20 protein-coding genes are annotated in these 21,786 nt (G+C 59.0%); 7 read left to right on the forward strand and 13 right to left on the reverse strand.

Translation table 11 applies throughout. The annotated features are described in order from the left end of the window. Positions 1–154 precede the first annotated feature (154 nt). From B2590_RS03555 to B2590_RS03615, 13 genes are all read right to left on the reverse strand, one after another. Entirely contained in the window at positions 155–1,102 is a 948-nt protein-coding gene (locus B2590_RS03555; RefSeq protein ID WP_041332583.1) for an isopenicillin N synthase family dioxygenase, read from the reverse strand. A gap of 25 nt (positions 1,103–1,127) precedes the next feature. Continuing rightward, complete coding sequence (locus tag B2590_RS03560; protein WP_041332582.1) at positions 1,128–2,474, reverse strand: amidohydrolase family protein; 1,347 nt, start codon at positions 2,472–2,474, stop codon at positions 1,128–1,130. A gap of 8 nt (positions 2,475–2,482) precedes the next feature. Next, positions 2,483–2,986: a (2Fe-2S)-binding protein gene (locus B2590_RS03565; protein WP_052479366.1), complete on the reverse strand. Its 504-nt coding sequence runs from the start codon at positions 2,984–2,986 to the stop codon at positions 2,483–2,485. Next, entirely contained in the window at positions 2,983–5,226 is a 2,244-nt protein-coding gene (locus tag B2590_RS03570; RefSeq protein WP_143071183.1) for a xanthine dehydrogenase family protein molybdopterin-binding subunit, read from the reverse strand. Before B2590_RS03570 ends, B2590_RS03565 begins: the two co-directional genes overlap by 4 nt. After that, on the reverse strand, positions 5,216–6,049 hold the full coding sequence (locus B2590_RS03575) for an FAD binding domain-containing protein (protein ID WP_082040492.1): 834 nt from the start codon (positions 6,047–6,049) through the stop codon (positions 5,216–5,218). Before B2590_RS03575 ends, B2590_RS03570 begins: the two co-directional genes overlap by 11 nt. A gap of 9 nt (positions 6,050–6,058) precedes the next feature. After that, positions 6,059–6,562 carry an ureidoglycolate lyase gene (locus B2590_RS03580; protein ID WP_041332580.1) on the reverse strand — a complete coding sequence of 168 codons (504 nt, stop codon included), beginning with the start codon at positions 6,560–6,562 and terminating at the stop codon, positions 6,059–6,061. Further along, positions 6,559–7,584, reverse strand: a complete 1,026-nt coding sequence (gene alc, locus B2590_RS03585; RefSeq protein ID WP_041332579.1) for an allantoicase — start codon at positions 7,582–7,584, stop codon at positions 6,559–6,561. Before alc ends, B2590_RS03580 begins: the two co-directional genes overlap by 4 nt. Positions 7,585–7,599: 15 nt before the next feature. Next, on the reverse strand, positions 7,600–8,532 hold the full coding sequence (gene puuE, locus B2590_RS03590; RefSeq protein WP_041332577.1) for an allantoinase PuuE: 933 nt from the start codon (positions 8,530–8,532) through the stop codon (positions 7,600–7,602). Continuing rightward, the gene (locus tag B2590_RS03595; RefSeq protein ID WP_041332576.1) at positions 8,529–9,218 is read right to left on the reverse strand and encodes a TetR/AcrR family transcriptional regulator; all 690 of its coding nucleotides are present in this window, start codon (positions 9,216–9,218) and stop codon (positions 8,529–8,531) included. The genes puuE and B2590_RS03595 overlap by 4 nt, the downstream gene beginning before the upstream one ends. Positions 9,219–9,287: 69 nt before the next feature. Then, positions 9,288–10,064: an outer membrane protein OmpK gene (locus B2590_RS03600; RefSeq protein ID WP_041332575.1), complete on the reverse strand. Its 777-nt coding sequence runs from the start codon at positions 10,062–10,064 to the stop codon at positions 9,288–9,290. Between the two features lie 62 nt (positions 10,065–10,126). Next, a complete protein-coding gene (locus B2590_RS03605) occupies positions 10,127–11,056 on the reverse strand; it encodes an ABC transporter permease (RefSeq protein ID WP_041332574.1) in 930 nt (309 codons plus the stop codon). Further along, the gene (locus B2590_RS03610) at positions 11,049–12,152 is read right to left on the reverse strand and encodes an ABC transporter permease (protein WP_041332573.1); all 1,104 of its coding nucleotides are present in this window, start codon (positions 12,150–12,152) and stop codon (positions 11,049–11,051) included. Before B2590_RS03610 ends, B2590_RS03605 begins: the two co-directional genes overlap by 8 nt. Continuing rightward, positions 12,139–13,674 (reverse strand): ABC transporter ATP-binding protein, encoded by a 1,536-nt coding sequence (locus B2590_RS03615; RefSeq protein ID WP_091644528.1) that lies wholly within the window; start codon positions 13,672–13,674, stop codon positions 12,139–12,141. The genes B2590_RS03610 and B2590_RS03615 overlap by 14 nt, the downstream gene beginning before the upstream one ends. Positions 13,675–13,912: 238 nt before the next feature. Here B2590_RS03615 and xdhA point away from each other — a divergent pair, with 238 nt between their 5' ends. From xdhA to B2590_RS03650, 7 genes are read left to right on the forward strand one after another with little or no spacing between them, the layout of a single operon-like run. Next, positions 13,913–15,376, forward strand: a complete 1,464-nt coding sequence (gene xdhA / locus B2590_RS03620) for a xanthine dehydrogenase small subunit (protein WP_091644531.1) — start codon at positions 13,913–13,915, stop codon at positions 15,374–15,376. Next, positions 15,369–17,723 carry a xanthine dehydrogenase molybdopterin binding subunit gene (gene xdhB, locus B2590_RS03625; protein WP_041332572.1) on the forward strand — a complete coding sequence of 785 codons (2,355 nt, stop codon included), beginning with the start codon at positions 15,369–15,371 and terminating at the stop codon, positions 17,721–17,723. The genes xdhA and xdhB overlap by 8 nt, the downstream gene beginning before the upstream one ends. Further along, positions 17,723–18,583: a xanthine dehydrogenase accessory protein XdhC gene (gene xdhC, locus B2590_RS03630; RefSeq protein WP_091644534.1), complete on the forward strand. Its 861-nt coding sequence runs from the start codon at positions 17,723–17,725 to the stop codon at positions 18,581–18,583. The genes xdhB and xdhC overlap by 1 nt, the downstream gene beginning before the upstream one ends. After that, positions 18,580–18,810, forward strand: a complete 231-nt coding sequence (locus B2590_RS03635; protein ID WP_041332571.1) for a hypothetical protein — start codon at positions 18,580–18,582, stop codon at positions 18,808–18,810. Before xdhC ends, B2590_RS03635 begins: the two co-directional genes overlap by 4 nt. Beyond that, a complete protein-coding gene (gene uraH, locus B2590_RS03640) occupies positions 18,807–19,151 on the forward strand; it encodes a hydroxyisourate hydrolase (protein ID WP_091644537.1) in 345 nt (114 codons plus the stop codon). Before B2590_RS03635 ends, uraH begins: the two co-directional genes overlap by 4 nt. An 8-nt stretch (positions 19,152–19,159) precedes the next feature. Continuing rightward, positions 19,160–20,527 carry a guanine deaminase gene (gene guaD / locus B2590_RS03645; protein ID WP_052479656.1) on the forward strand — a complete coding sequence of 456 codons (1,368 nt, stop codon included), beginning with the start codon at positions 19,160–19,162 and terminating at the stop codon, positions 20,525–20,527. A 3-nt stretch (positions 20,528–20,530) separates the two neighbouring features. Next, positions 20,531–21,733: a urate hydroxylase PuuD gene (locus tag B2590_RS03650; RefSeq protein WP_091644540.1), complete on the forward strand. Its 1,203-nt coding sequence runs from the start codon at positions 20,531–20,533 to the stop codon at positions 21,731–21,733. Positions 21,734–21,786: the final 53 nt, after the last annotated feature.

The raw sequence follows: 21,786 nt of genomic DNA on the forward strand, positions 1-21,786 counted from the left end.
TCCACCAGATCCATCACCGGAGACTGCCGACGGTCTTTCCCCACCAGCTCACATACCCGGCGGGTCTGGGCTTACAGATGCAAACCTGGCACGGTTCCCGGATGGCTGGAAGGTTGTCGCTGCCCACGTCAGCGTGATGCGGACAGCATCCTGATCACTCCGGTTCCCGGTGGTCGTACGTTGCGTTCAACCGTGACGCAAGATAATCCGCACAGGTAATCGGCTGATACTTTGGCGCCTGGTCCGGTACGACATCCCGGGGATCCACAACCGAGTCCGGGTTTACTTCCAGAAAGTGCGCGATAGAGTACCGCTCCTGCGCAGGCGGCCTGACCCGGTGCGGGGTGGAGACGTAAACGTCGTTACTCCAGCGCATCAGACAATCACCGATGTTACAGACAAAGGCTCCCGGCACGTGGGGGGCCTGAATCCACTCGCCCTGTCGGTTCAGCACTTCCAGCCCGGCAACCTTGTCTGTCGCCAAAATGGTGATGTTGCCGTAATCACTGTGGGTTCCAGCACCACCGTCTTCCCGGGTGTTGGTGCCGGCGCTCGGTGGATAGCGCAGCATGCGCAGGGTGGCAATCGGCGATGACAGATGCCGGGCAAAAAACTCTTCATCCAGCCCCAGATCCATACTGAAACCACGATGAATAGTTCTTCCCAGCTCCAGGCAGTGGTTGAAATAGTCCAGTGCACGCTGACGCCAGCCGTCGATCGGGGGCCAGAAGTTGACGCCGCGAAACGGTTTTCCTGCCAGGACATCCGGGTGATCCTCCGGAAAGTCCGTTCCGATATTGAAGGCTTCCTTCATATCCGCACCAGACTCCGGATTCAGCTTCTCATCCGCCATCGCCACGTATCCGCGGTTGTGGGGCGAGCGCTTGATCGACAGCACTTCTTTCTCGGCGATCGGCAGCGCAAAGAGTTCCTTTGCCAGGGTAAACGCATCCTCGCAGACCGCCTGGGGGATTCCGTGATCCGTAGCGTAGAAAAAGCCGACTTCCCTGCAGGCCCGCCCCAGCTCAGCGGCGGTGGCCCGACGCTGAGCCGGGACGTCGCTGCGCAGGCCGGCCAGGGAAATAATGGGTAATGCAGACATCGTGATCTCCTGAATATGCTCGCTGTCAGACCATGGACATTCGTGTGTGGGCCAGTTTCCGACAGGCCTCATGCAGAGCAAGCCCCTGCCGCTGGGCATCGGCAATGACCGCCTGCTGGCTGACCTGCACCGCTTCACCACGGCGAAGCAACTGCCGCCCGTCCACCCAGACACCGGACACATTGCCCGGACCGGCCGCAAACACCAGGTTCCAGATCAGGTTTCCTCCCTGCTCGTTCACCGACACCGGTGCCATATTGGCGCCACCCAGATCCAGCAACAGCAAATCGGCTTTCTTGCCCACTTCAAGGGAGCCGATTTCCCGATCCAGGCCCAGTGCCCTGGCTCCGTTGATCGTTGCCATCCTCAGAATCTGCTCGGCAGGAAGTACCGTGGCATCCAGCCGCGTTGCCTTCTGAATCAGGGAGGCAAACTTCATCTCCTCAAACAGGCTGAGGCTGTTGTTACAGACCGGCCCATCGGTACCCAGGCCCACGGTGACACCTGCCGCCAGCATTTCCGGCACACGGGCCACACCGCTGGCCAGTTTGGCGTTACTTACCGGACAGTGAGCGATGCTGGTGCCGGTATCCGCCACCCGGGCGATCTCCTCATTATTGAGCCACACGCAGTGGGCCAGCAGGGTCCGCTCCCCAAGAATGCCGTAGTGATCCAGCATCGCCAGGGATCGACGGCCAAACTCGGCCGTGACTGCCTGCTCTTCTTCCTTCTGCTCACTGCAGTGGGTATGGATGCCCACGCCATACTCACGACTTAATCGGGCGGCGTCCCGGTAGGCATCTTCCGTGCAGTAAAACAGATGTTCCAGCCCCATCCAGACACGAATGCGGCCATTCTGGCTTTCATGGTGAGACCGGATCAGTTGCCGGTTCTCCTCCCGGGTCGAGAAGAAATCCTTGCCGGGCCGGTCGGCCACATATGGTGCCAACTGCACCCGCAGCCCTAGGTCAGCCGCAGCGTCGGCGCAGCGATCCATGTACCGGAACATATCCATCACGCAGGTAATGCCGGACTGCAGAGCCTCGAGGTAGCAGAGGCGGGCGGAATGGTAAGCGTACTCCTCGGTCATGGCCCGGTGTTCCAGTTGGTACCAGGGCAACCAGTCCATCAGAGGCATGTTTTCGGTCACACCACGCATCAGGCTGGAGTGGGAATGACAGTCGATCAGGCCGGGCAGCAAGGCGTGGCCGCCGGCATCGATCACCTCTACGCCTTCCGGGATAGTCACTTCCCTGACATCGCCAACCTGGCGAATCATCCCGTCTTCGACCACCAGTGCACCATCGGCAATCACCCGATTGTCCGGGTCCACAGTGAAGATCGCGGCGTGACGGATTGCAAAACTGGACATAGCTCCCCCTAGGTTTCAGAACTCGTCTCTGTGAGCACAGCAATGGCACGTTTCAGACCACCGTATCCGGTGCATCGGCATAGGTTGCCGGCCACCGCCTCTTCAAGATCAACGACATCACCGTTCTGCTGCTGACGCAAACCTGAAACCAGCGATACCGCGACACCCGGCGTACAATAGCCACACTGCAACGCGCTTTCGGTCGCCAGGGCGTCTCTTACCTGAGCAAAATCAGAGGCTTCGGCCAAACCTTCAGCCGTTTCCACCGTGCATCCCGAGACCTGCCAGGCCATCACCAGACACCCGGGAACCGCCTGACCGTTCAACAACACCGTGCAGGCCCCGCACCGGCCGATACGGCAACCGGCCCGGGCAGAGGTGATCCGCCCGGAGCCCCTCAGGATGTCCAGCAACGTGGTTGCCGGCGATACCCACTGTGAAATAACGTCGCCGTTCAGTTCAAACGTCACGTGTTCCGGCGCGCAGGGTTCCGGCTGAGTCTGTCTGGTCATGAACAGGTTTCCTCTTGGGCACAAAGCTCGGCCAACAGGTATCCGGCATCCACCGGAAGGTGCCGGACCCGGATACCGGTGGCCGCCTCAATCGCCGAGCAGATGGCCGGCGCCACCGCCTCAATACCCAGTTCTCCAACTCCTCGAACCGGAAAGCGATCAGTCGTCGGTGTGTTATCCAGAACATCCACACGTTGGTCAGGCACATCCTGCAGGGTGGGGATTATGTACTGGTCCAGATTGTCAGCCAGGTAGCGTCCTTGCCGGGTCGGCATGTCCTCGCTGAGCGCCATGCCCAGCCCCATGATGGCTGCTCCCTCAATCTGGCCGAGATAGCCGGGAGGATAGATAACACGGCCCGCCGCGGTTATGTGGTGAAGATCAGTCACCCGGACCCGACCGGTCAGGCGGTCTACGGCAACCCTGGCCACCGTCGCAATCTGCAACTGAAGGTAACGACCCACGAGTTGATTTCCTTCCGGAGCAACAGGAAAGGCCTGACTGGCATCAACCCGAGTCTGTTCAGGTTGCCCTTTTTCAGCCAGTTCCCTGTAGCTCAGCACCTGGCGCCCCCCGGCGAACAAGCCTCCCGGGCCGCTGTACAGTTGATCACAAGGCAGGCCGGTCAGCACTGCAGCCTGATCCCGCACGCGGTCTTTCCAGCGGGGGAGAATGTCGGCCAGAACACCATGAATCAGAACAGAGCTGCGTGAAGCACTGGTGGGACCGGAATCCGGCCCCCGCGAGTTCCCCAGCACCACGTCGATATCGCCGGCCACGCAACCCAGGGTCTCACAAACGAGGCAGGTGATCGCTTCGGCAAGGTTCTGGCCATAGTCGGAGAAGCCAAATTCCAGGCGGATCCGGCCTTCAGCGCTCAAACTCACCCGACCGCCGCCTCTGTCGGGCAAGCCGTCGCCAAGTCCGTTACCCTGAGCCCCCATCGCCATGCCGGTACCGGTCAGCCAACGCCTACGGGCATCCGAAACCGCGGGCGCCCAGAGGGGTGAGGCGCCAGCCTCGGCCAGAACATCGGTCGGCGGTGCACTCCAGCGCACCACCTGGCCCCGGCTGCCGGGTTCATCAACCGTGCGCAGATTGATTCTGCGAAGCGCCAACGGGCACATAGCCAGCTTTTCGGCCAGGGCGTCGAGTTGTGATTCCACGGCAAACGTTGCCTGATTTCCGCCAAACCCCCGAAAGGCTCCGGAAACGCCATTGTTAGTGTAAACCAACCGTCCGGAAACCGAATACGCCTCGATCCGGTACAGGGGCGCCGTGGCATGATCCAGGAAGTTTTCCAGCACCGCCGGCCCCAGGCTTGCGTAGGCACCGGTATCGAGCAGCGCGTCGACACGGTGGGCCAGAATCCGGCCCTGGCGGTCACACCCGGTGGTCATGATCATCGACACAGGGTGTCTCTTGATTCCGGTGCGACAGGACTCGAAACGATCCAGATGAATCAGAACCGGGGAACCGGTCTGTAAGGCCAGGATGCCGGCCGCCGGCTGAATGGTCAGCTCATCCTTACCACCAAATGCGCCCCCCGTCGGGGTTGCCTCCACCGTCACCTGAGAGGGTTTGAGTCCGAGAATGTCGGCCAGCTGTTCGGCATCACGGTGGCCTGACTGACAACCGACCCGAAAGATCACACCACCGTTGTTATCCGGAATGGCCACACCGCCCTCGGTCTCCATGAAAGCGTGCATTTGCCGGGGCGTCTGGTAGTGATGCTCCACGATCACGGCACATCGGGCAAAGGCTGCGTCGGTATCGCCCCGCTCAAAGGCCTCCCGGGCCAGAAGGTTGCTCTCGCCATGCAGGGGCGACATCTGTTCTGCCGTTTCAGCCTGATCGACGACCGCCAGGGGCGCGTAGTCGACATCAATCACCTCCAACGCCGCCCGGGCCTGCTCCACCGTATCGGCGGCCACCGCCGCAATGGCATCGCCCTCATAGCGGACGCGGTCTTCACACAACACAGGCTGATCACGCACAACAATGCCAAGGCGGTTGAGGCCCGGCACATCTGCTGCCGTCACCACCGCTCTGACGCCGGACATCAATCGGGCCCGGGAGGTATCTACCCGCAGCAAACGGGCGTGCGCATGCCGACTGCGCAAGATGGCCCCGTGCAATAAACCGGGAAGGTGCTGCTGATCCGTGGCGTAGCCAAACCGCCCCTCTATACGTTCAAGAACACTGGTTTCCGCCATACCGGGTTGGGGTTTAAGTTCCAAGAGCCACCTCCGACAGAAGCCCCGTTGTCATTCGTCGCAACGCCATCCGCAGATGGGCGTCCTGCCAACCATGAGCAGCCAATTCGCGGTCGATCACCGCCCCGACATCACCCGATGCCAGATCAGCCCGATCATTAACAAACGTTTCCGGCGCCACCAGGCGAAGCAGGCCGCCCTCGCCACACACCGCAAGGCGCACCCGATCACCATCATGAACACAAACCAGAGTAGCGCGAGTCGGACTGAACCTTTCCCGATAGCCGAGTTTTTCCAGCGAGATCCGCCAACCCCTGCAATCCGGAATCGTAAAGCCACGCAACAGATCGTCCGATGCCCGCTCCCTCAACCACCGGGAAAGTGGCAGTGTCCGCTCTCCGGTGCGGTTGAGGACGTCCACCCGAACATCAAGCGCCATGGCCAGGGCAGACAGATCTCCACCCACAGCCAGATTGCCGCCAACGGTTCCCAGGGCCCGGACACCCGGCCCTGCCACCCGATTCAGAAACAAGGCCAGCGGAGGCAGATATTCTCGGACCAGAGGATGCCGAGCCATCTCCGACAAAGACGTCAGCGCACCCACGGTGAGCCCCCGTGAATCATCTTCCAGCCCCCGGAAAGCAGGCCAGGCAGCATTCAGGGCCACCAGTTTTTCCGGCCAGCACTGATCCCGCTCATGGGTCGGCTGAAGCCATGTCCCGCCCGCCATGTATGGCACCTTGAATCGCCGGGCCAGACTGACTGCTTCACTGGGAGAATCGGGGCGTAGAACCCGAATCGCTCGCCTTTCGGTCACCGGGTTCAGTTCGGATAGAGGGTCTGACATGGGGAAACCCTAAACAGCAGCCAGAATGGGTCTGATGACTTGCTGCAGGTTGATCTCATCACAATTCTGACCCGGCCCCTTACGGTCAACCACCAGATAATCGGCATCGGCTTTCAGAGGTAGCAACGGTGCGTGCCATGTGCCGGCGTGGTATGTGACGCCTTGATGGCCTTTGACCAGAAATACCCGGACGGCGGTTTCGTCGAAATCACCTGGCAGTGCAACGACTGCCAGAAAGTCGACGTTGTTCATGGGTATGAATGACTGACTCCCCAACGGGTGACGTTCCATCAGATCTAGTTCGAGAGGAACAAGAGGCTGGCCACGAAAAATCGAAAGAATGCCCCGATCTGTAGCACCCGATAGAGCCACAGTGGACAAGGCATGAAAACGCTCGGTACGCCCCTGGTTAATGGGAAAAGACTCGGCACCATCGGTATCAATCACATCTCCGAACGGAGCGAAAGCTTCGCGGGTCAAAGGCTCGGCAACAAGACGTCGGAACTGTTTCATGACACGGGTGTTCCGCACAGGCGAACGCGGCTGACGCCACCGTCAGGAATGCTATTGAACCGGATGTGGGTAATCGGCCCGAGGTCCTCCAGCGCCTGGAACTGATGGATACGGTCAGCCGTCAACGGCTGCTGATCCATCAAGGTCGGCCAGAACATGCTTTGGGTAATCAGAGACTGTGCCGTGCTGGCTCCATCCTCCACGCAGGCCGCCTGAATGGAGCAGGCGGCCGGAAAGTTGCCTTTAAAATGCGCTGTATCCACCTCTATGCGTTCAGCAACCCCCTTGTGACCAAGGGCCAGAATGCACCAGTCGTTACCGGGTTCGCGCCGCCGGCGGGTTTCCCAGCCATCGCCCATATTAAGGCCTCGTCCCGGTCTCAGTAATTTGCGCGGCTCGCCGTAGTGGGCGTCGCTCCAGGCCACCTGATCTGCGCCATGTTCCAGTGCCAGAAGATTTCGGCTCTCACCGGCCGCCAGCATTATTTCCCAGTCACAGAAGGGTTTGCCATAGACTCGCAGGCGCGCCAGTCCGCCATCCGGATAGATATGCATGCGCAGGTGCGTCCATGGCTGACCGGATTCAATGGCGCAAAACCGGTGATCATTACCGCTCAGCCCGGTAGCGGGCACCAAAACTTGCCAGCCTGCGTGTTCATCCGGATCGCCGTCCGGACTGAAACAGGCTTCCAGAGAGGCCGCCGGAGGAAAGTTTCCGGTAAAAAAGCTGGTATCAAAATCAACGCCCATCAGAACGCCCGGCATGGCCAGACGCACGATGCACCAGTCGTGGCCGGTTGTCCTTCGGCGACGTGTTTCCCAGCCGTCCATCCACTTGCCATGGTCGTCGTAGCGGTCGGGATAGAATACAGGCTGTGCCGGGTTCAGCATGCGATCCCTGGGTGCAAAAAACTCATCCGTCACCCGGGTCACTTCCGCTCCCAGACTGCGATCTGCCAGATTCAGGCCCAAGCGGGTAAACTCCGGCCCATCCACAACAGGGGCCACAACTGCATCGGTCATTCGAACACTCCGGTATCAATCGGGTTGGTAAGGGTGCACTTGCTTCCAGTGGCGGGCGATATCGATACGCCGGCATACCCAGACCCGGTCCTGTTGCTGGATATAATCAAGGAATCGCTGCAACGCACGGAACCGGCCCGGACGCCCGACAACCCGACAATGCAGGCCAACAGACATCATTTTCGGAGCCTCCGCACCTTCCTCATAAAGCACGTCAAAGCTGTCTTTCAGGTACTGGAAGAACTGCTCTCCGGAATTAAACCCCTGGGGTGAACAAAAACGCATGTCGTTCGCCTCCAGCGTATAGGGCACCACGAGATGGGGCTTCTGTTCGCCCGTGCTGGTCTCGACGGTGGTCCAGAATGGCAGGTCATCACCGTAGTAGTCGCTGTCGTATTCCAGGCCGCCCTGCTCCACGACAAGTCGACGGGTATTCGGGCTGTCCCGACCGGTATACCAGCCCAGAGGAGGCTCTCCGGTGAGTTCGGCATGCTGCTCGATTGCCCGTTCGAGGTACCGGCGCTCTTCCGATTCGCTCATGTCCTGGTAATGGATCCAGCGCTGACCGTGGCAGGCAATTTCATGGCCGTCGTCCAGGAACGCCTGAACAACATCCGGATGACGGGCCAACGCCATGGTGACCCCGAAAACAGTCAACGGCAGTTCCCGCTTCCGGAATTCTTTCAGAATACGCCAGACACCGGCACGGGATCCGTACTCATAGAGGGATTCCATACTCATGTGCCGGTCCTGGTAGGCAACCGCGCCAATGATGTCAGAGAGAAAGGTTTCTGAGTGCTCATCACCGTGAAGCACACAGTTTTCCCCACCCTCTTCGTAATTCAGTACAAACTGGACCGCAACCCGGGCATTTCCGGGCCACTGGGCATGAGGAGGGTGTTCACCATAGCCCCGCATATCCCTTGGATATGAAACACATTTTTTCATCTCGGACTCTCAAGACCACACCCCCGGAGGATCACACCGGTCAGAAAATCCGCCGCATGGTCGAAGTCGCGCTTCTCGTATTCGGCTTTGTTTTCCACCATCAGGATCTGCACCTGGAAGTCGGCGTAATGTTGGGTTGAAGACCAGATCAGAAAAATCAGCTGCACTGGGTCGACCGGAGCCATGCGCCCGTCGTCGATCCAGGACTGGATAACCTCCGCCCGGCCCCGGACCCACTCGCGCATATTCGTGCGCAGGTGCTCAAGCAGGAACGGTGCACCCTGGATAATTTCCATGGCAAACAATCGGGACGCCAGCGGGTACTTGCGGGACATCTCCACCTTGTTCCGGATAAACGTCGCCAGGGCTTCCGACGGGTCGTCTTGCGGACTGATCTCCGTGAACACCTTGTTCCAGCGCGCGAGAATGTCGTCAAACATAGCCCCGTACATGCGCTTCTTGTTGCTGAAGTAGTACAGTACGTTGGACTTTGGCAGCCCGGCCCGCTCGGCGATATTCTGGATCGTCGTACCTTTGTAGCCGTTCAGAGCGAACTCTTCCTCGGCGGCAATCAGTATTCTTTCCCGGTTACGCTCCCGTATCCTTCCCGGGCGATACGTCCGGTTCTTTCCTTTGCTGTCTTTTTTTACGGCAACGGAGCTTTCTGCAACAGAAATGTTGGTCATGAGCCTCTCACTTGTTGTCCAGTTGTTCAGGAATCCGGCAATAAGATTCTGCCGGACTCCTGTTCAGGATCAAAAGTGAAATTTCACCAGTGCACTGACGGAGCTCTGATCATCGATCAGCGTATCGCCAAGACCGTACTTGTTGTTCCAGTACTGGTATTCAACACCAGCGTAGAGAACCCCCGGAGCTCCCCAGAAGTTACTCACATCCAGCTTGATCTGAGGCACGAACTGAAATTCCGACTTGTGGTCAGATTCTGCTGTGGACCAGTCAATGTAGCCGTCAATCAGAAAGAGGGCCGAACCCATCTCTAACGGAGCACCCCAGGTAACGGTCAACTGATAATCATCACTGACCTGATCGTTATCGACGTAGTAAACGGAGGTGTTGAAATACATGAAGCCAGGCAGATCCCAGGCCAGCCCCAAACCACCCATGTAGTTGTTGACCTGCGTGCTTCCGCCGAATTCGTATTGAGCGCCCAAAGTGACGTCCTTGACCGGACCAAAGCTCATGTCAGCACCGGTTAACCAGCTTGTGCTCAGGGTGGGCGCAAATTCGCCGTACACATTGTCAGAGCCTTCAACATCGCCCTGTCCCTGATCACGGTCGATGAAGAAGAAGGTGCTTCCCCAGTTGTGAGCCGTCGCGTTCTCGAAGGTGAAATAGGTGGCTTCGTATTCAAAGCCGCCGTTACCGCCGGCGTCGAACTGAACACCCTGGTACTGGTCACTGTGCAGAATGGAGATGCTCGATGAGCCGAAGAATTTCTCCGCCTGGGCTGCTGGGGCAAAAGACGCTGCGGCCACACAGCCGGCGATCAGTATTTTACTAAATGCTTTCATGGATTTACCTCTCAGTTTACGTTCTTTTTGAGTCATTGTTGGTGCACATTTGATGGTTATTGTTAGCGTCCCGGCCGATAGGGCTGGCCTAGGGAAAGGGGGGTATTCAATCGGGTTCGGCCAGGATTCCAGGACAACAGAACCAGCATCAGAATAGTGACGACGTAGGGCAACATCGCCAGCAGTTCCGTGGAGCTCTTCCAACCAAGACCCTGTAGAACCAGGTGCAGAATACTGGCTGCCCCGAACAGGTAGGCGCCGAGAACTACCCGCTCAGGGCGCCAGGTAGCGAAAACGACCAGCGCCAGGGCTATCCAGCCCCGCCCGGCCGTCATGTTCTCGGTCCAGAGTGGGGTATAGGCAAGTGACAGGTACGCACCAGCCAAGCCGGCCATGCCGCCGCCGAACGCCACCGCGAGATACCGTAAAACCAACACGTTCAGGCCGTTGGCGTTGGCCGCTTCCGGGTCTTCCCCAACCGCGCGCAACAACAGGCCACCACGGGTTTGACGGAGGAAAATGGCCACACCGGCAAAGGCCATCAGGGACAGGTACACTAATGGATCCTGATCAAACAGAACACGCCCCAGCACCGGGATATCGCTCAGGAAGGGAATTGCGACACGCGTGAAGCCATCGATGGATTGTCCCACAAAGCCTGCTCCGAGGAAGGCACTTAAGCCGGTCCCGAAAATGGTCAGTGCCAATCCTGCAGCGTACTGGTTTGCAGCCAGGGACACCGCCATAAACGCGAACAACAACGACATGCCGATCCCGGCCAGTATCGCAGCGGCCACACCCACCACCAGGCTGCCACTGGTCAGTGCCGCTACAAACCCCGCGACGGCCCCCATCAGCATCATGCCTTCCTGCCCAAGGTTCAGGACCCCGGAGCGCTCGCAGATCAGCTCACCAAGCGCCACCAGCAGCAGCGGAGTACCCGCAACAACAGTGGCAGCCAGCACGTTCGTCAGCAGTTCCATTTCAGGCATCTCCAGTGACAGTCTTGGCTGCGATGGTGGTTTGCCGCGACGGCCATTTCAGGCGGATGCGGTAATGGATAAAGGCGTCACAGATCAGCAGGTAGAACAGCAGCAAGCCTTGAAACAGACCGGTAACAGCCTTGGGCATATTCATGGCGATCTGGAGCATCTCCCCCCCTATAAAAGTCAATGCCAGCAGCGCGCTGGCAACAACGATGCCAAGAGCATGCATACGACCAAGGAAAACAACGATGATGGCGGTGTAGCCGTACCCGGGAGACACCTGCGGAACGAGCTGACCAATGGGGCCCGTGACCTCCGAAGCCCCGGCCAGGCCGGCGGTGGCACCACCCACCAGGAAAGCAAACCAGGTCAGCCGTCGGGCACCAAAACCTGCGAAAGCGGCTGCCCGATGATCCTGCCCTACCACATTGAGTTGAAAACCGATAAAACTGCGGGCAAACAGCACCCAGACCAAGACCGCAGCCAGCAACCCGAACGCCAGCCCCAGATGCAAGCGTGTGCCGGGAATCAGCGCTGGCAACAGGGCCGAGTCAGCAAACATCACGGACTGGGGAAAGCCAAAACCATAAGGATCTTTGAGAGGACCGTGCACCACATACAGCAGCAGATTCAGCGCGATGTAATTGAGCATGATGGTGGTGAGAATCTCGTTGCAATGCAGGTGCGTTTTCAGTCCTGACGCAACGGCCGCCCACAACATTCCCGCCAGGGTTCCCGCCAGCAGAACTACTGGCAGCACCCAGAAGCCGTCTGCATCAACCAGCCAGACCGCCATGATGCTGGCACCTAAAGCCCCCATCAGAAAGTGCCCTTCAGCACCGATGTTCCAGAGTTTCGCCCGGTAGCAAACGGTCAGCCCCGCCGCACACAGAAGCAGCGGCGCCATTTTCAGCCCGAGCTCTGCAAGCCCCATCAGGTCGCTGATCGGTGTAATGAAGAAAAACTTCAGGCCATCCATGGGATCCTTGCCCATCGACAGAAAAAGGACAAAGCCGGTAGTGACTGTCAGAACCAGGGCGAGCAGTGGCGATGTCCACCTCATCAGAGAGGAATCAACGGGACGACGCTCAAGCAGCAACATGGTTCACCTCCGCAGACTCGAACTCTCCCGCCATCCATTGGCCAAGCTGTTCGATGCTCAGTTCAGAGGTAGACGCGAGGGGTGAAAGCCGCCCGTTACACAGCGCACCCAGCCGATTGCAGAGTTGGTAGAGCTCATCGAGGTCCTCCGAAATCAGAACAATAGCAGCCCCGGCATCCCGCAATTGGACCAGAGCTTCATGGATAGCCACCGCAGAGCCGACATCAACGCCCCAGGTAGGGTGCGACGCCACCAACAGACGGGGGTTCTGTAACGCTTCGCGGCCAATAATGTACTTTTGGAGATTGCCTCCCGAGAGGCTGCCGGCGGTGCTGCTTTCGTCGTTACACCGGACGCCGAAACGACGGATCACCTCCCGGGAAAATTCGCGGACCCGACCAAAACGAATCAGCCCCCGGTTCACCAGCCCCTGACCGGAGGCTGTCAGCAGTGCGTTATCTGCCAGGGTCATATTTGGAACCGCCCCCCTTCCCAGGCGTTCTTCGGGAACAATCGCAACACCAAGATTCCGACGTTGATTCGGCGCCAGATTTTCAATTCCCCGGCCGTCCAGACTGATGCTGCCAGCATCCACCAGAATCTCTCCAGACAGGGCTTTCAGCAGCTCATCCTGGCCGTTGCCCGCTACCCCTGCGATGCCCACAATCTCACCCTTGCGCAACTCCAGGGCGACGCTCTTGAGGCTGGTGCCAAACGGATCGTTACTCTTCCATTTCAGGGCCCGGACATTGAGCAGAACCTCCCCGGGCTCCGCTGCGGTCACCTGAGTTGAAATCGGCGTATCGTTACCGACCATCAGTCGCGCTATGTCGTTCGCCGACACCTCCGCCGGCCTGCAGTCGCCACTCACGCGCCCCTGGCGCAAAACCGTTGCGTTGTGACAAAGGTTGCGAACCTCTTCCAGCTTGTGACTGATGAACAAAATGCTGCAGCCTTCGCTCGCGAGCTGCCTCAGCGTGGCAAACAGTGAAGAGACTTCGTGGGGCGTCAGCACCGATGTCGGTTCGTCCAGAATCAGCAAGGTGCTTTCCTGAATCAAACAACGGACAATCTCCACCCGCTGACGCTCCCCGACTGACAAGGTACTGACATAGCGACGGGGATCCAGCGCCATACCGTAGCGCTCCGACACTTCACGGATGCGTTCGTCGAGCCGCTTCCGGTCCCGGGCTTCAAAAGGAGGCAAGCTGAGGGCGATGTTCTCGGCGACTGTCAGGGTTTCGAACAGGGAGAAATGCTGGAACACCATGCCAATGCCCATACTCCGGGCCTGAGCCGGGCTAGTCACCCTGACTTCATGACCATTCCAGAGCATCCGGCCTTCATCCGGCTGAACAACGCCATAGATCACCTTCATCAAGGTGCTCTTACCGGCGCCATTTTCACCCAAAAGCGCATGAATCTCACCGGCTTCCACCGTGAGGTCAATTCCATCGTTGGCCCGGCAACCCGGGTATTCCTTGACGATGTTTTTCAGCTTAAGGCGCAACGCCGCAGCCATACACAGCCTCTCATTCCGTTATGTATGCCTGGCCAGCCGATTAAGAAACTGACCAAGTAATCAACATTTCAGGTGAGAGCAATATGCTTGCCAATAGTTAATAAAATCGAAAAATTATTTAATTGAACCAGTTGGTCAGTTTTTTGCAGAAACCCTTCCTAACGCTGCGGAAAACCTGCCTGAAGAGAGGAATGGGGTGCCGCTATACACCGCAAATAGCCTGCTAGCGGAGAGAACCATGATCGAATTTCTTCTGAACGGCCAAATTGAAAAAGTTGACCAGTTCGACCCAAATTTGAGCATCCTGGAATGGTTGCGCACCAAAATGCGCCTTACCGGTACCAAAGAAGGCTGCGCCTCCGGAGACTGTGGTGCCTGCACGATCATTACAGGAACAGCTGACCAAGATGGCAACACTCATTACGACGCAATCAACAGTTGCATCACCTTGCTGGGAAGCCTTCATGGCAAGGAACTGATTACCGTCGAAGCCTTCCAGCAGAAACCACGTCATCCGGTCCAGCAGGGCATGATGGAGAAGCACGGTGCCCAATGCGGTTTTTGCACGCCCGGCATCGTGATGTCGCTGACGGCCCTGCATGCCAACCGCAAGAACAGCACGGTCAGCCGTCATCAGATTCTTGAGGCCCTGTCTGGCAATCTCTGTCGCTGTACCGGCTATCGTCCGATCATTGAGGCAGGACAGGATGCCATGGTTAAAGAATGGACACCGGATACTGAGCACCCGGCCGCTGGCATGGCCCCCGGGTCGTCGGAATCTGCTCTGAGCCGGATTCACCAGAACAACATCACCATCGAAGCAGCCGGAGGTTCACGGTATGACGCGCCGGTCTGCCTTGATGACCTTCGCTCATTGCGCCGCGCCTATCCCGATTCCAGACTGGTCGCCGGCAGTACGGATCTGGCACTGGAGATCACTCAACAGCTGAGTTCCCTGGATCATCTGGTCAGTGTGGAACGCGTACCGGAAATGAAAGGCTGCGCCCTAGAGGGCGACGAGTTGGTGATAGGTGCTGCCACTACCTATCAGGCATTCAGGGAAACACTGTGCGAACTTTGGCCGGCGTTCGACGCCATGCTCGAGCGACTCGGCTCACTACAGATCCGCAACCGGGGCACTTTGGGCGGCAACATTGCTAACGCTTCGCCCATCGGCGATATGCCGCCACCGCTGATCGCACTCAATACCATTTTGGTGCTAGACGGCCCGGACGGGCAGCGCTCGATGCCTATCGAAGACTTTTTCCTGGGCTATAAAGAAACGGCCCTGAAATCGGGCGAATTCCTCCACTCTGTGCGGATCCCGGCACCGAAAACCAACGAAACTTTGCACATCTACAAAATCTCGAAGCGATTGGACGACGACATCTCCGCCGTTCTGGGCGCTTTTCGACTGACCATAACCGATGGTGTGATCAGTGACTGTCGCCTTGCCTTCGGCGGCATGGCCGCCACGCCCGCCCGGGCACTGCAAACGGAGAACGCGCTCAAGGGGCAGCTCTGGAACGAAAACAACGTGGCCGCTGCGATTAACGTCCTTGGCAGCGACTTTTCACCCCTGAGTGATGTCCGGGCCTCGGCCTCTTATCGGCTTCAGGTTGCCGGCAACCTTCTGCGCCGCGCCTGGCTGTCTTCGGATTCACTCCCACGCGAGCAACTGACGGTGACCGACTATGCGTAAACTGCCCCTGAACACACCCACACCGGCCCACACTGCCCAAGGGCTGGCCGGACAAAGCGCCAAACACGACAGCGCCTGGAAACACGTCAGTGGTCAGGCCCGATACATTGACGACTTACCCATGCCGGAAGGCATCCTGCACGCCGCGGTCGGTCACAGCCAACAGGCCCACGCCCGAATAATGTCCATGGATCTGGAGGCCGTCCGCCGATACCCCGGTGTCATCGCCGTAGTCACTGCCAAGGATGTGCCTGGCCATCTCGACATCGGCCCGGTGTTCCCCGGTGACCCGGTACTGGCGGATGAGATCGTGGAGTTTATCGGGCAGCCCCTGTTCGCCGTCGCCGCAACCTCCCACGAAGCTGCACGCAAGGCAGCGAAGCTGGCGAATGTTCAATACGAGCCCCTGGATGCGGTCATTACCGTAAACCAGGCACTGGACAAAGAATTGTTTGTTCGCCCCAGCCAGACCCAGTTGCGAGGTAACCCTGATCATGCTCTCTCCCAGGCATCTCATCGCCTGATCGGCGAACAGGTCGTCGGTGGACAGGAGCATTTCTACCTGGAAGGACAGGCTTGTCTAGCCGAACCCACCGAAGACAGGGGTATGTTTGTTCACACCTCCAGCCAGCATCCCTCCGAAGTACAGAAGCTGGTCGCTGAGGTATTAGGGCTGCCCATTCACGAGGTCCAGACTGAGGTTCGAAGAATGGGCGGCGGCTTCGGCGGGAAAGAGACCCAGGCGGCCCCAGTCGCCTGCATTGCAGCCCTACTAGCCAATGCGACGAGCCGACCGGTGAAGTACCGTTTGTCACGCCCCGACGATATGATCCAGACCGGTAAGCGGCATGACTTCTTCAATACCTATGACATCGGCTTTGACGATGACGGCCTGATTCAGGCGGCCGACATTATGGTCGCAGGCCGTTGCGGTTACTCCCCCGACCTGTCCGATGCCATCGTCGATCGTGCCATGTTTCATGCCGATAATGCCTACTATCTGAACCAGGCCCGGGTTACCGGCCACCGCTGCAAGACCCACACCGTTTCGAACACGGCATTCCGGGGCTTTGGCGGACCTCAGGGCATGATGATCATAGAACAGGCCATGGATGATATGGCCCGCCACCTTGGCCGCGACCCGCTGGATATCCGCAAGCTCAACCTGTACCGGCCCGGACGCGACATCACCCATTATGACCAGACCATTGAACAGCACGTACTTCCGAAGCTGATGGAGACGCTGGAAACCAGCTCTGACTATCGTCAACGGCGTTCGGAAATCACCAAATTCAACCAGTCCAGCACGGTACTCAGGCGGGGGCTGGCGCTGACGCCTGTAAAGTTTGGCATCTCCTTCACCGCCAAACACCTGAACCAGGCGGGCGCACTGGTTCACATCTATACCGATGGCAGCATTCATGTAAATCACGGCGGTACCGAGATGGGCCAGGGGCTCTATATCAAGGTGGCGCAGGTGGTTGCGTCCGCTTTCCAGGTCGATCTTGAGCGCGTCAAAGTGTCCGCCACGCGCACCGACAAGGTGCCCAACACCTCGCCAACCGCCGCCTCTTCCGGCTCCGACTTGAACGGCATGGCAGCACTGGACGCCTGTGAAAAGATTCTCGCGGGGCTGACAGACTTTGCAGTACAGAACTGGTCGGTCTCACCAGAAGCCATCCATTTCTCGGATAACCAGGTGCAGATCGGCGACCTGCAGATGCCATGGGAAAGCTTTGTTCAGGCCGCCTATATGAACCGGGTACCACTGTCTTCCTCAGGTTTCTACGCCACTCCCAAGATCCACTACGACCCGGAAAGCGGAAAGGGGCACCCGTTTCTGTATTACTCGAACGGCGCCGCCTGCTCTGAAGTAGTGATCGACACCCTGACCGGGGAATATCGGGTCCTTCGTACCGACATCCTGTTTGATGCCGGTCGCTCCCTGAATCCCGATATCGATATTGGCCAGATCGAAGGCGGGTTCGTCCAAGGTATGGGCTGGCTGACCACGGAAGAACTGGTGTACAGGGATGACGGCAAACTGCTAACAACCGGCCCTGCCACCTACAAGATTCCGGCAGTCTCGGACTGTCCGCCCGACCTGAGGGTTGCTCTGCTGGCCGACAGCCCGAACCGCGAAGCCACGATATTTCACTCCAAAGCGGTCGGGGAACCGCCATTGATGCTCGGCATCGCCGTCTGGAGCGCCCTGCGGGACGCAGTCTCGAGCCTCACCGACTATCGCTTCAGCCCACCGCTGGACACGCCCGCCACACCAGAACGGGTGCTGGGTGCCGTCACCGCTAGCCAGGCCTGGCTTGGCAAGCAGCAGGAGGCATCCTGATGGAACGTCGAAAGCTCTGGTACCAGGCCGTAGCCGACTGCGAAGCACGCGGTGAGCCCTATGCCCTGGTCTCTGTTCTCGGCGTAGCCGGGTCGGTCCCCCGGGAGCCGGCCAGCAAGATGGTGGTCACTGGTGAACACAGTTACGACACCATCGGTGGCGGGCACCTGGAGTACCAGATTTGCCAACAAGCCCGGGACAGGCTGGCTCGTCAGGACTATACCAGCGACCTCGCACACTTCCCGCTGGGCGCCAGTCTTGGTCAGTGCTGCGGCGGCAGCGTGTCGGTACTACTGGAAGCACACCCGGGGAGTGAGCAGGAACTGATACTGTTCGGGGCCGGCCATGTCGCCAAAGCGCTGGTCACTATCCTCGCTCAGCTGCCCTGGCGAATCACCTGGGTGGACGAACGTCTTGAGCTGTTTCCATCTGATGTACCCGCCAATGTCCATATCCACCACACGGATGACCCCGTCGGTGATGCACCCAACCTGTGCTCGTGTAAACACGCTCTGATCTTGACCCACAATCACCAACTGGATTTCGATCTCTGCCGCGCCCTGTTAACCGCCGGCGGTTGCTCAAGCCTGGGCCTGATCGGGTCAGAAACCAAGGCAGATCGATTCCGCAAGCGGCTGGACCACCGGGGTTTCAGTGCCGATGCCATCGACTCCATCCGCTGCCCCGTTGGCCATCCTGATGTCCCCGGTAAACGGCCAATGGAAGTGGCCGTCTCGATCAGCGCCGAACTGCTGGCTCTGACCACCCCCCACCGGACAACTTCCGCCCGACGAGGGTTGCCCTGGCGGCAACTGCGGGGGCTGATCCAGAACACCGATACGAAAGAGACAACCGAATGACCATTGAAGCACTCAACGCCCTGCACCATGAGGAAGCGGAAGCCCGACTCGCCCGCAGCCATGAGTTCTGGCCAAAACTGACTGAGCAAGACTGGTTCGATGCCTTTGAGGCTCATCCGAAGATGGGAGACATCAACAGTCTGCGTGCAACGTATGCCAGCATCAAAGCCATGGTCATTGGCGAGCAGGCCAGGATGACCAAATTGCGACTGGAGAAACTGCTATGAGCGCAAAAAGCTCCGTTACGACTCACATTCTCGATCTCGGCAGTGGCCAGCCTGCCGCCGGTGTGGCGGTCAGCCTGTATCGGGTTCAGGGCCAGGGTCATACCGCCATTGCCAGTGGCACAACCGATGCCGATGGCCGCGTAATGGACTGGTTCGATACCGCTCTTGAAGCCGGCCACTACCAGCTCCGTTTTGCGACCGGCGACTGGTACCACAGCCTCGGGATGGACGCCTTCTTCCCCGAGGTCTGCCTGGAGTTCCGGGTCAACGATCCGGAGGCCCACTACCACGTTCCCCTGCTGTTGAATCAGTGGGGCTACTCAACGTATAGGGGGAGCTGATGACCACAATGACAGATCCATATCTTCCACTGGGCTGCAAGGCTCACCGGGGCACAGTGCTCCATTTCCTGGAAGACCCGGGCAATGAACCGGAGCCCGCGGCGGGCAGCGTGGCCTTCTTCGAGGACGGCCTGCTGATTGAGCACCATGGCAAAGTGCTGGTAGCCGGTGACGCCAGTGCATGGTTGCACCAATTGCCCGAAGGCACTGAGGTGACCCACTGGAAAGACCAGCTGATCCTGCCGGGTTTTATCGACACCCACGCACACATGCCCCAACTGGGGGTTATGGCCAGTTACGGTGCCCAGTTGCTGGACTGGCTGGAAACCTACACATTTCCTCATGAGGCCCGATTCAGCGACATGGACTGGGCCCGGACTGAAGCGAACCGGTTTACCGATCTGCTGCTACGCTACGGCACCACCTCGGGCTTGGTATTCTGCACCTCCCATCCTGAGTCGGTGCATGCCCTGTTCGAGGCTGGCGAGCAACAGGGAATGGCCCTTACCGCGGGCAAGGCCATGATGGACCGCCATGCCCCCGAAAACCTGAAGGACACGGCCCAGAGCAGCTACGACGACAGCCTCTCGCTGCTGGAAACCTGGCACAAACGCGGACGCCAACGCTACGCGATTACACCCCGGTTTGCCGCTACTTCGACGCCGGAGCAGCTTTCGCTCGCCGGCAAGCTCGCCGCAGAGCATCCGGATGTCATGGTGCAGACACACTGGGCGGAGAATACCGGCGAAATCCAGTGGATCCGTGAACTGTTCCCGGAGCGCTCCAGCTATCTGGATGTGTACGATCACTATGGCCTGCTGGGCGATCACACCGTTCTGGCGCACGGGATTCACATTGATGATGTAGACCGCAAACGACTGTCTGAGACGGGCACCCGCATCGCTTTCTGCCCCACCTCAAATACCTTTCTGGGCAGCGGACTCCTCGACTTCCGGGAAGCCCGCGAAGCTGGGGTTTCGGTCGGGCTGGCCTCTGATGTTGGCGGAGGTACCAGTCTGTCGATGCTGACCACCATGGCCGAGGCCTACAAGGTTTGTCGGCTACGCGGCCAAACCCTGACGCCCTGGCAGGCGTTCTATCTCGCCACACTCGGCAATGCCCGGGTCCTGCATCAGGACCAGCAGACCGGCAGTTTTCAATCCGGGCGCTTTGCTGACTTCGTGGTCCTAGATCCGAGCGGAACACCGCAGTTGGCCATGAAGCAGGAATTCACACACACGCTCTTCGAAACTCTCTTCAATCTGATGATTCTGGGCGACGACCGAGCCATCACCGCCTCTATCGTGGCCGGTGAACTACGCCACCAGGCAGCAGGAACTGACGCTGCCACCACCTACTTCACGCAAGGAGCCTGAGCCATGGAAGCCTACCTCAGCGAATGGTTGTCCCTTCTGGTCCGCTGGTTTCACGTTATCGCAGGCGTTGCCTGGATCGGCGCATCGTTCTACTTCATCTGGCTGGACAATCACCTGCGGGAACCACCGGAATGGAAGAAAAACGAGGGCATCAAGGGCGACCTGTGGGCCATTCACGGCGGTGGTTTTTACGAGATCGCCAAGTACAGACTGGGGCCGAAGGAAATGCCCCGGGAACTGCACTGGTTCAAATGGGAAGCCTATTCAACCCTGCTTAGCGGTCTGGCCCTGCTGTTTGTTGTTTACTACATGGGCTCACCGGGCTATCTGATCGACCCGGCCAAGGCCGATCTCAGCACCGGTGCCGCCATCGCAATCGGCCTGGGCAGCATTGCCGTGGTTCTTGCCATTTACGAAACCCTGATTCGAAGCCCTCTTGCCGACAAAGGCAAGGCGTTTGCGCTAATTCTGTTCGGCATTCTGGTTCTCGTCGACTGGGGGCTGTTTCAGGTGTTCTCAGGCCGGGGCGCGTTTATCCACGTCGGGGCGGTGATCGGAACCATCATGGTGGCCAACGTCTTTCTCGGCATTATTCCCTCACAGCGGGCGCTGGTCGACTCGGTCCGGGCGGGGGAAGAAGCCAACGAAAAGGTCGCTCGCCTGGCCATGCTCGCCAAGCTGCGCTCGACCCACAACAACTACCTGACGTTGCCGATCATCTTCATCATGATCAGCAACCACTACCCGCTGCTGTATGGAAACCCTCACGGCTGGGCAATCCTGGCGGCCATCGGGTTCATCACGGCCTTCGCCCGGCACTACTTCAACCTCCGGCACAGGGACATCAACCAGCCCTGGATATTGGCGGTCGCCGCAGTGCTCACCGCTGCCTTGATCTGGCTTGTGGCCCCGGCCCCGGCAACCACGCTGGATACGGCCGACCACCCGGAGGTCAGTAATGAGGTCGCAATCGCTCTCATCAACACCCACTGTGTGGCCTGTCATGCCAGCAGCCCCGGCCATCCGGCCTTTCAGGCACCGCCAGCGGGCATCAAACTGGAGAACCTGTCGCTTCTTGCCATGCACGCCGACAAGGTACGCCAGGCGGCGGTAGATTCTCACTACATGCCACTGGGCAACCTGACCGGCATGACGAACGAGGAACGCCAGCTACTGGGGCAATGGCTACAGCACAACAAACCCTGAAATCATCCTGAAAAAAGGCCTCCCGAAGGAGGCCTCAGATTGCTGACGAACCC

This window comes from Marinobacter sp. UBA3604 (assembly GCF_002375325.1).
In the GTDB taxonomy this organism is placed as follows: Bacteria; Pseudomonadota; Gammaproteobacteria; order Pseudomonadales; family Oleiphilaceae; genus Marinobacter; species Marinobacter salarius.

Bases quoted from the DNA above. Each gene is read 5' to 3' on its own strand.
- B2590_RS03555 (WP_041332583.1), bottom strand. From the start codon at position 1,102: ATGTCTGCATTACCCATTATTTCCCTGGCCGGCCTGCGCAGCGACGTC.
- B2590_RS03580 (WP_041332580.1), bottom strand. From the start codon at position 6,562: ATGAAACAGTTCCGACGTCTTGTTGCCGAGCCTTTGACCCGCGAAGCT.
- xdhC (WP_091644534.1), top strand. From the start codon at position 17,723: ATGGAACGTCGAAAGCTCTGGTACCAGGCCGTAGCCGACTGCGAAGCA.
- xdhB (WP_041332572.1), top strand. From the start codon at position 15,369: ATGCGTAAACTGCCCCTGAACACACCCACACCGGCCCACACTGCCCAA.
- B2590_RS03575 (WP_082040492.1), bottom strand. From the start codon at position 6,049: ATGTCAGACCCTCTATCCGAACTGAACCCGGTGACCGAAAGGCGAGCG.
- uraH (WP_091644537.1), top strand. From the start codon at position 18,807: ATGAGCGCAAAAAGCTCCGTTACGACTCACATTCTCGATCTCGGCAGT.
- B2590_RS03605 (WP_041332574.1), bottom strand. From the start codon at position 11,056: ATGCCTGAAATGGAACTGCTGACGAACGTGCTGGCTGCCACTGTTGTT.
- xdhA (WP_091644531.1), top strand. From the start codon at position 13,913: ATGATCGAATTTCTTCTGAACGGCCAAATTGAAAAAGTTGACCAGTTC.
- B2590_RS03635 (WP_041332571.1), top strand. From the start codon at position 18,580: ATGACCATTGAAGCACTCAACGCCCTGCACCATGAGGAAGCGGAAGCC.
- guaD (WP_052479656.1), top strand. From the start codon at position 19,160: ATGACAGATCCATATCTTCCACTGGGCTGCAAGGCTCACCGGGGCACA.
- alc (WP_041332579.1), bottom strand. From the start codon at position 7,584: ATGACCGATGCAGTTGTGGCCCCTGTTGTGGATGGGCCGGAGTTTACC.
- B2590_RS03650 (WP_091644540.1), top strand. From the start codon at position 20,531: ATGGAAGCCTACCTCAGCGAATGGTTGTCCCTTCTGGTCCGCTGGTTT.
- B2590_RS03565 (WP_052479366.1), bottom strand. From the start codon at position 2,986: ATGACCAGACAGACTCAGCCGGAACCCTGCGCGCCGGAACACGTGACG.
- B2590_RS03610 (WP_041332573.1), bottom strand. From the start codon at position 12,152: ATGTTGCTGCTTGAGCGTCGTCCCGTTGATTCCTCTCTGATGAGGTGG.
- B2590_RS03560 (WP_041332582.1), bottom strand. From the start codon at position 2,474: ATGTCCAGTTTTGCAATCCGTCACGCCGCGATCTTCACTGTGGACCCG.
- puuE (WP_041332577.1), bottom strand. From the start codon at position 8,532: ATGAAAAAATGTGTTTCATATCCAAGGGATATGCGGGGCTATGGTGAA.
- B2590_RS03595 (WP_041332576.1), bottom strand. From the start codon at position 9,218: ATGACCAACATTTCTGTTGCAGAAAGCTCCGTTGCCGTAAAAAAAGAC.
- B2590_RS03615 (WP_091644528.1), bottom strand. From the start codon at position 13,674: ATGGCTGCGGCGTTGCGCCTTAAGCTGAAAAACATCGTCAAGGAATAC.
- B2590_RS03600 (WP_041332575.1), bottom strand. From the start codon at position 10,064: ATGAAAGCATTTAGTAAAATACTGATCGCCGGCTGTGTGGCCGCAGCG.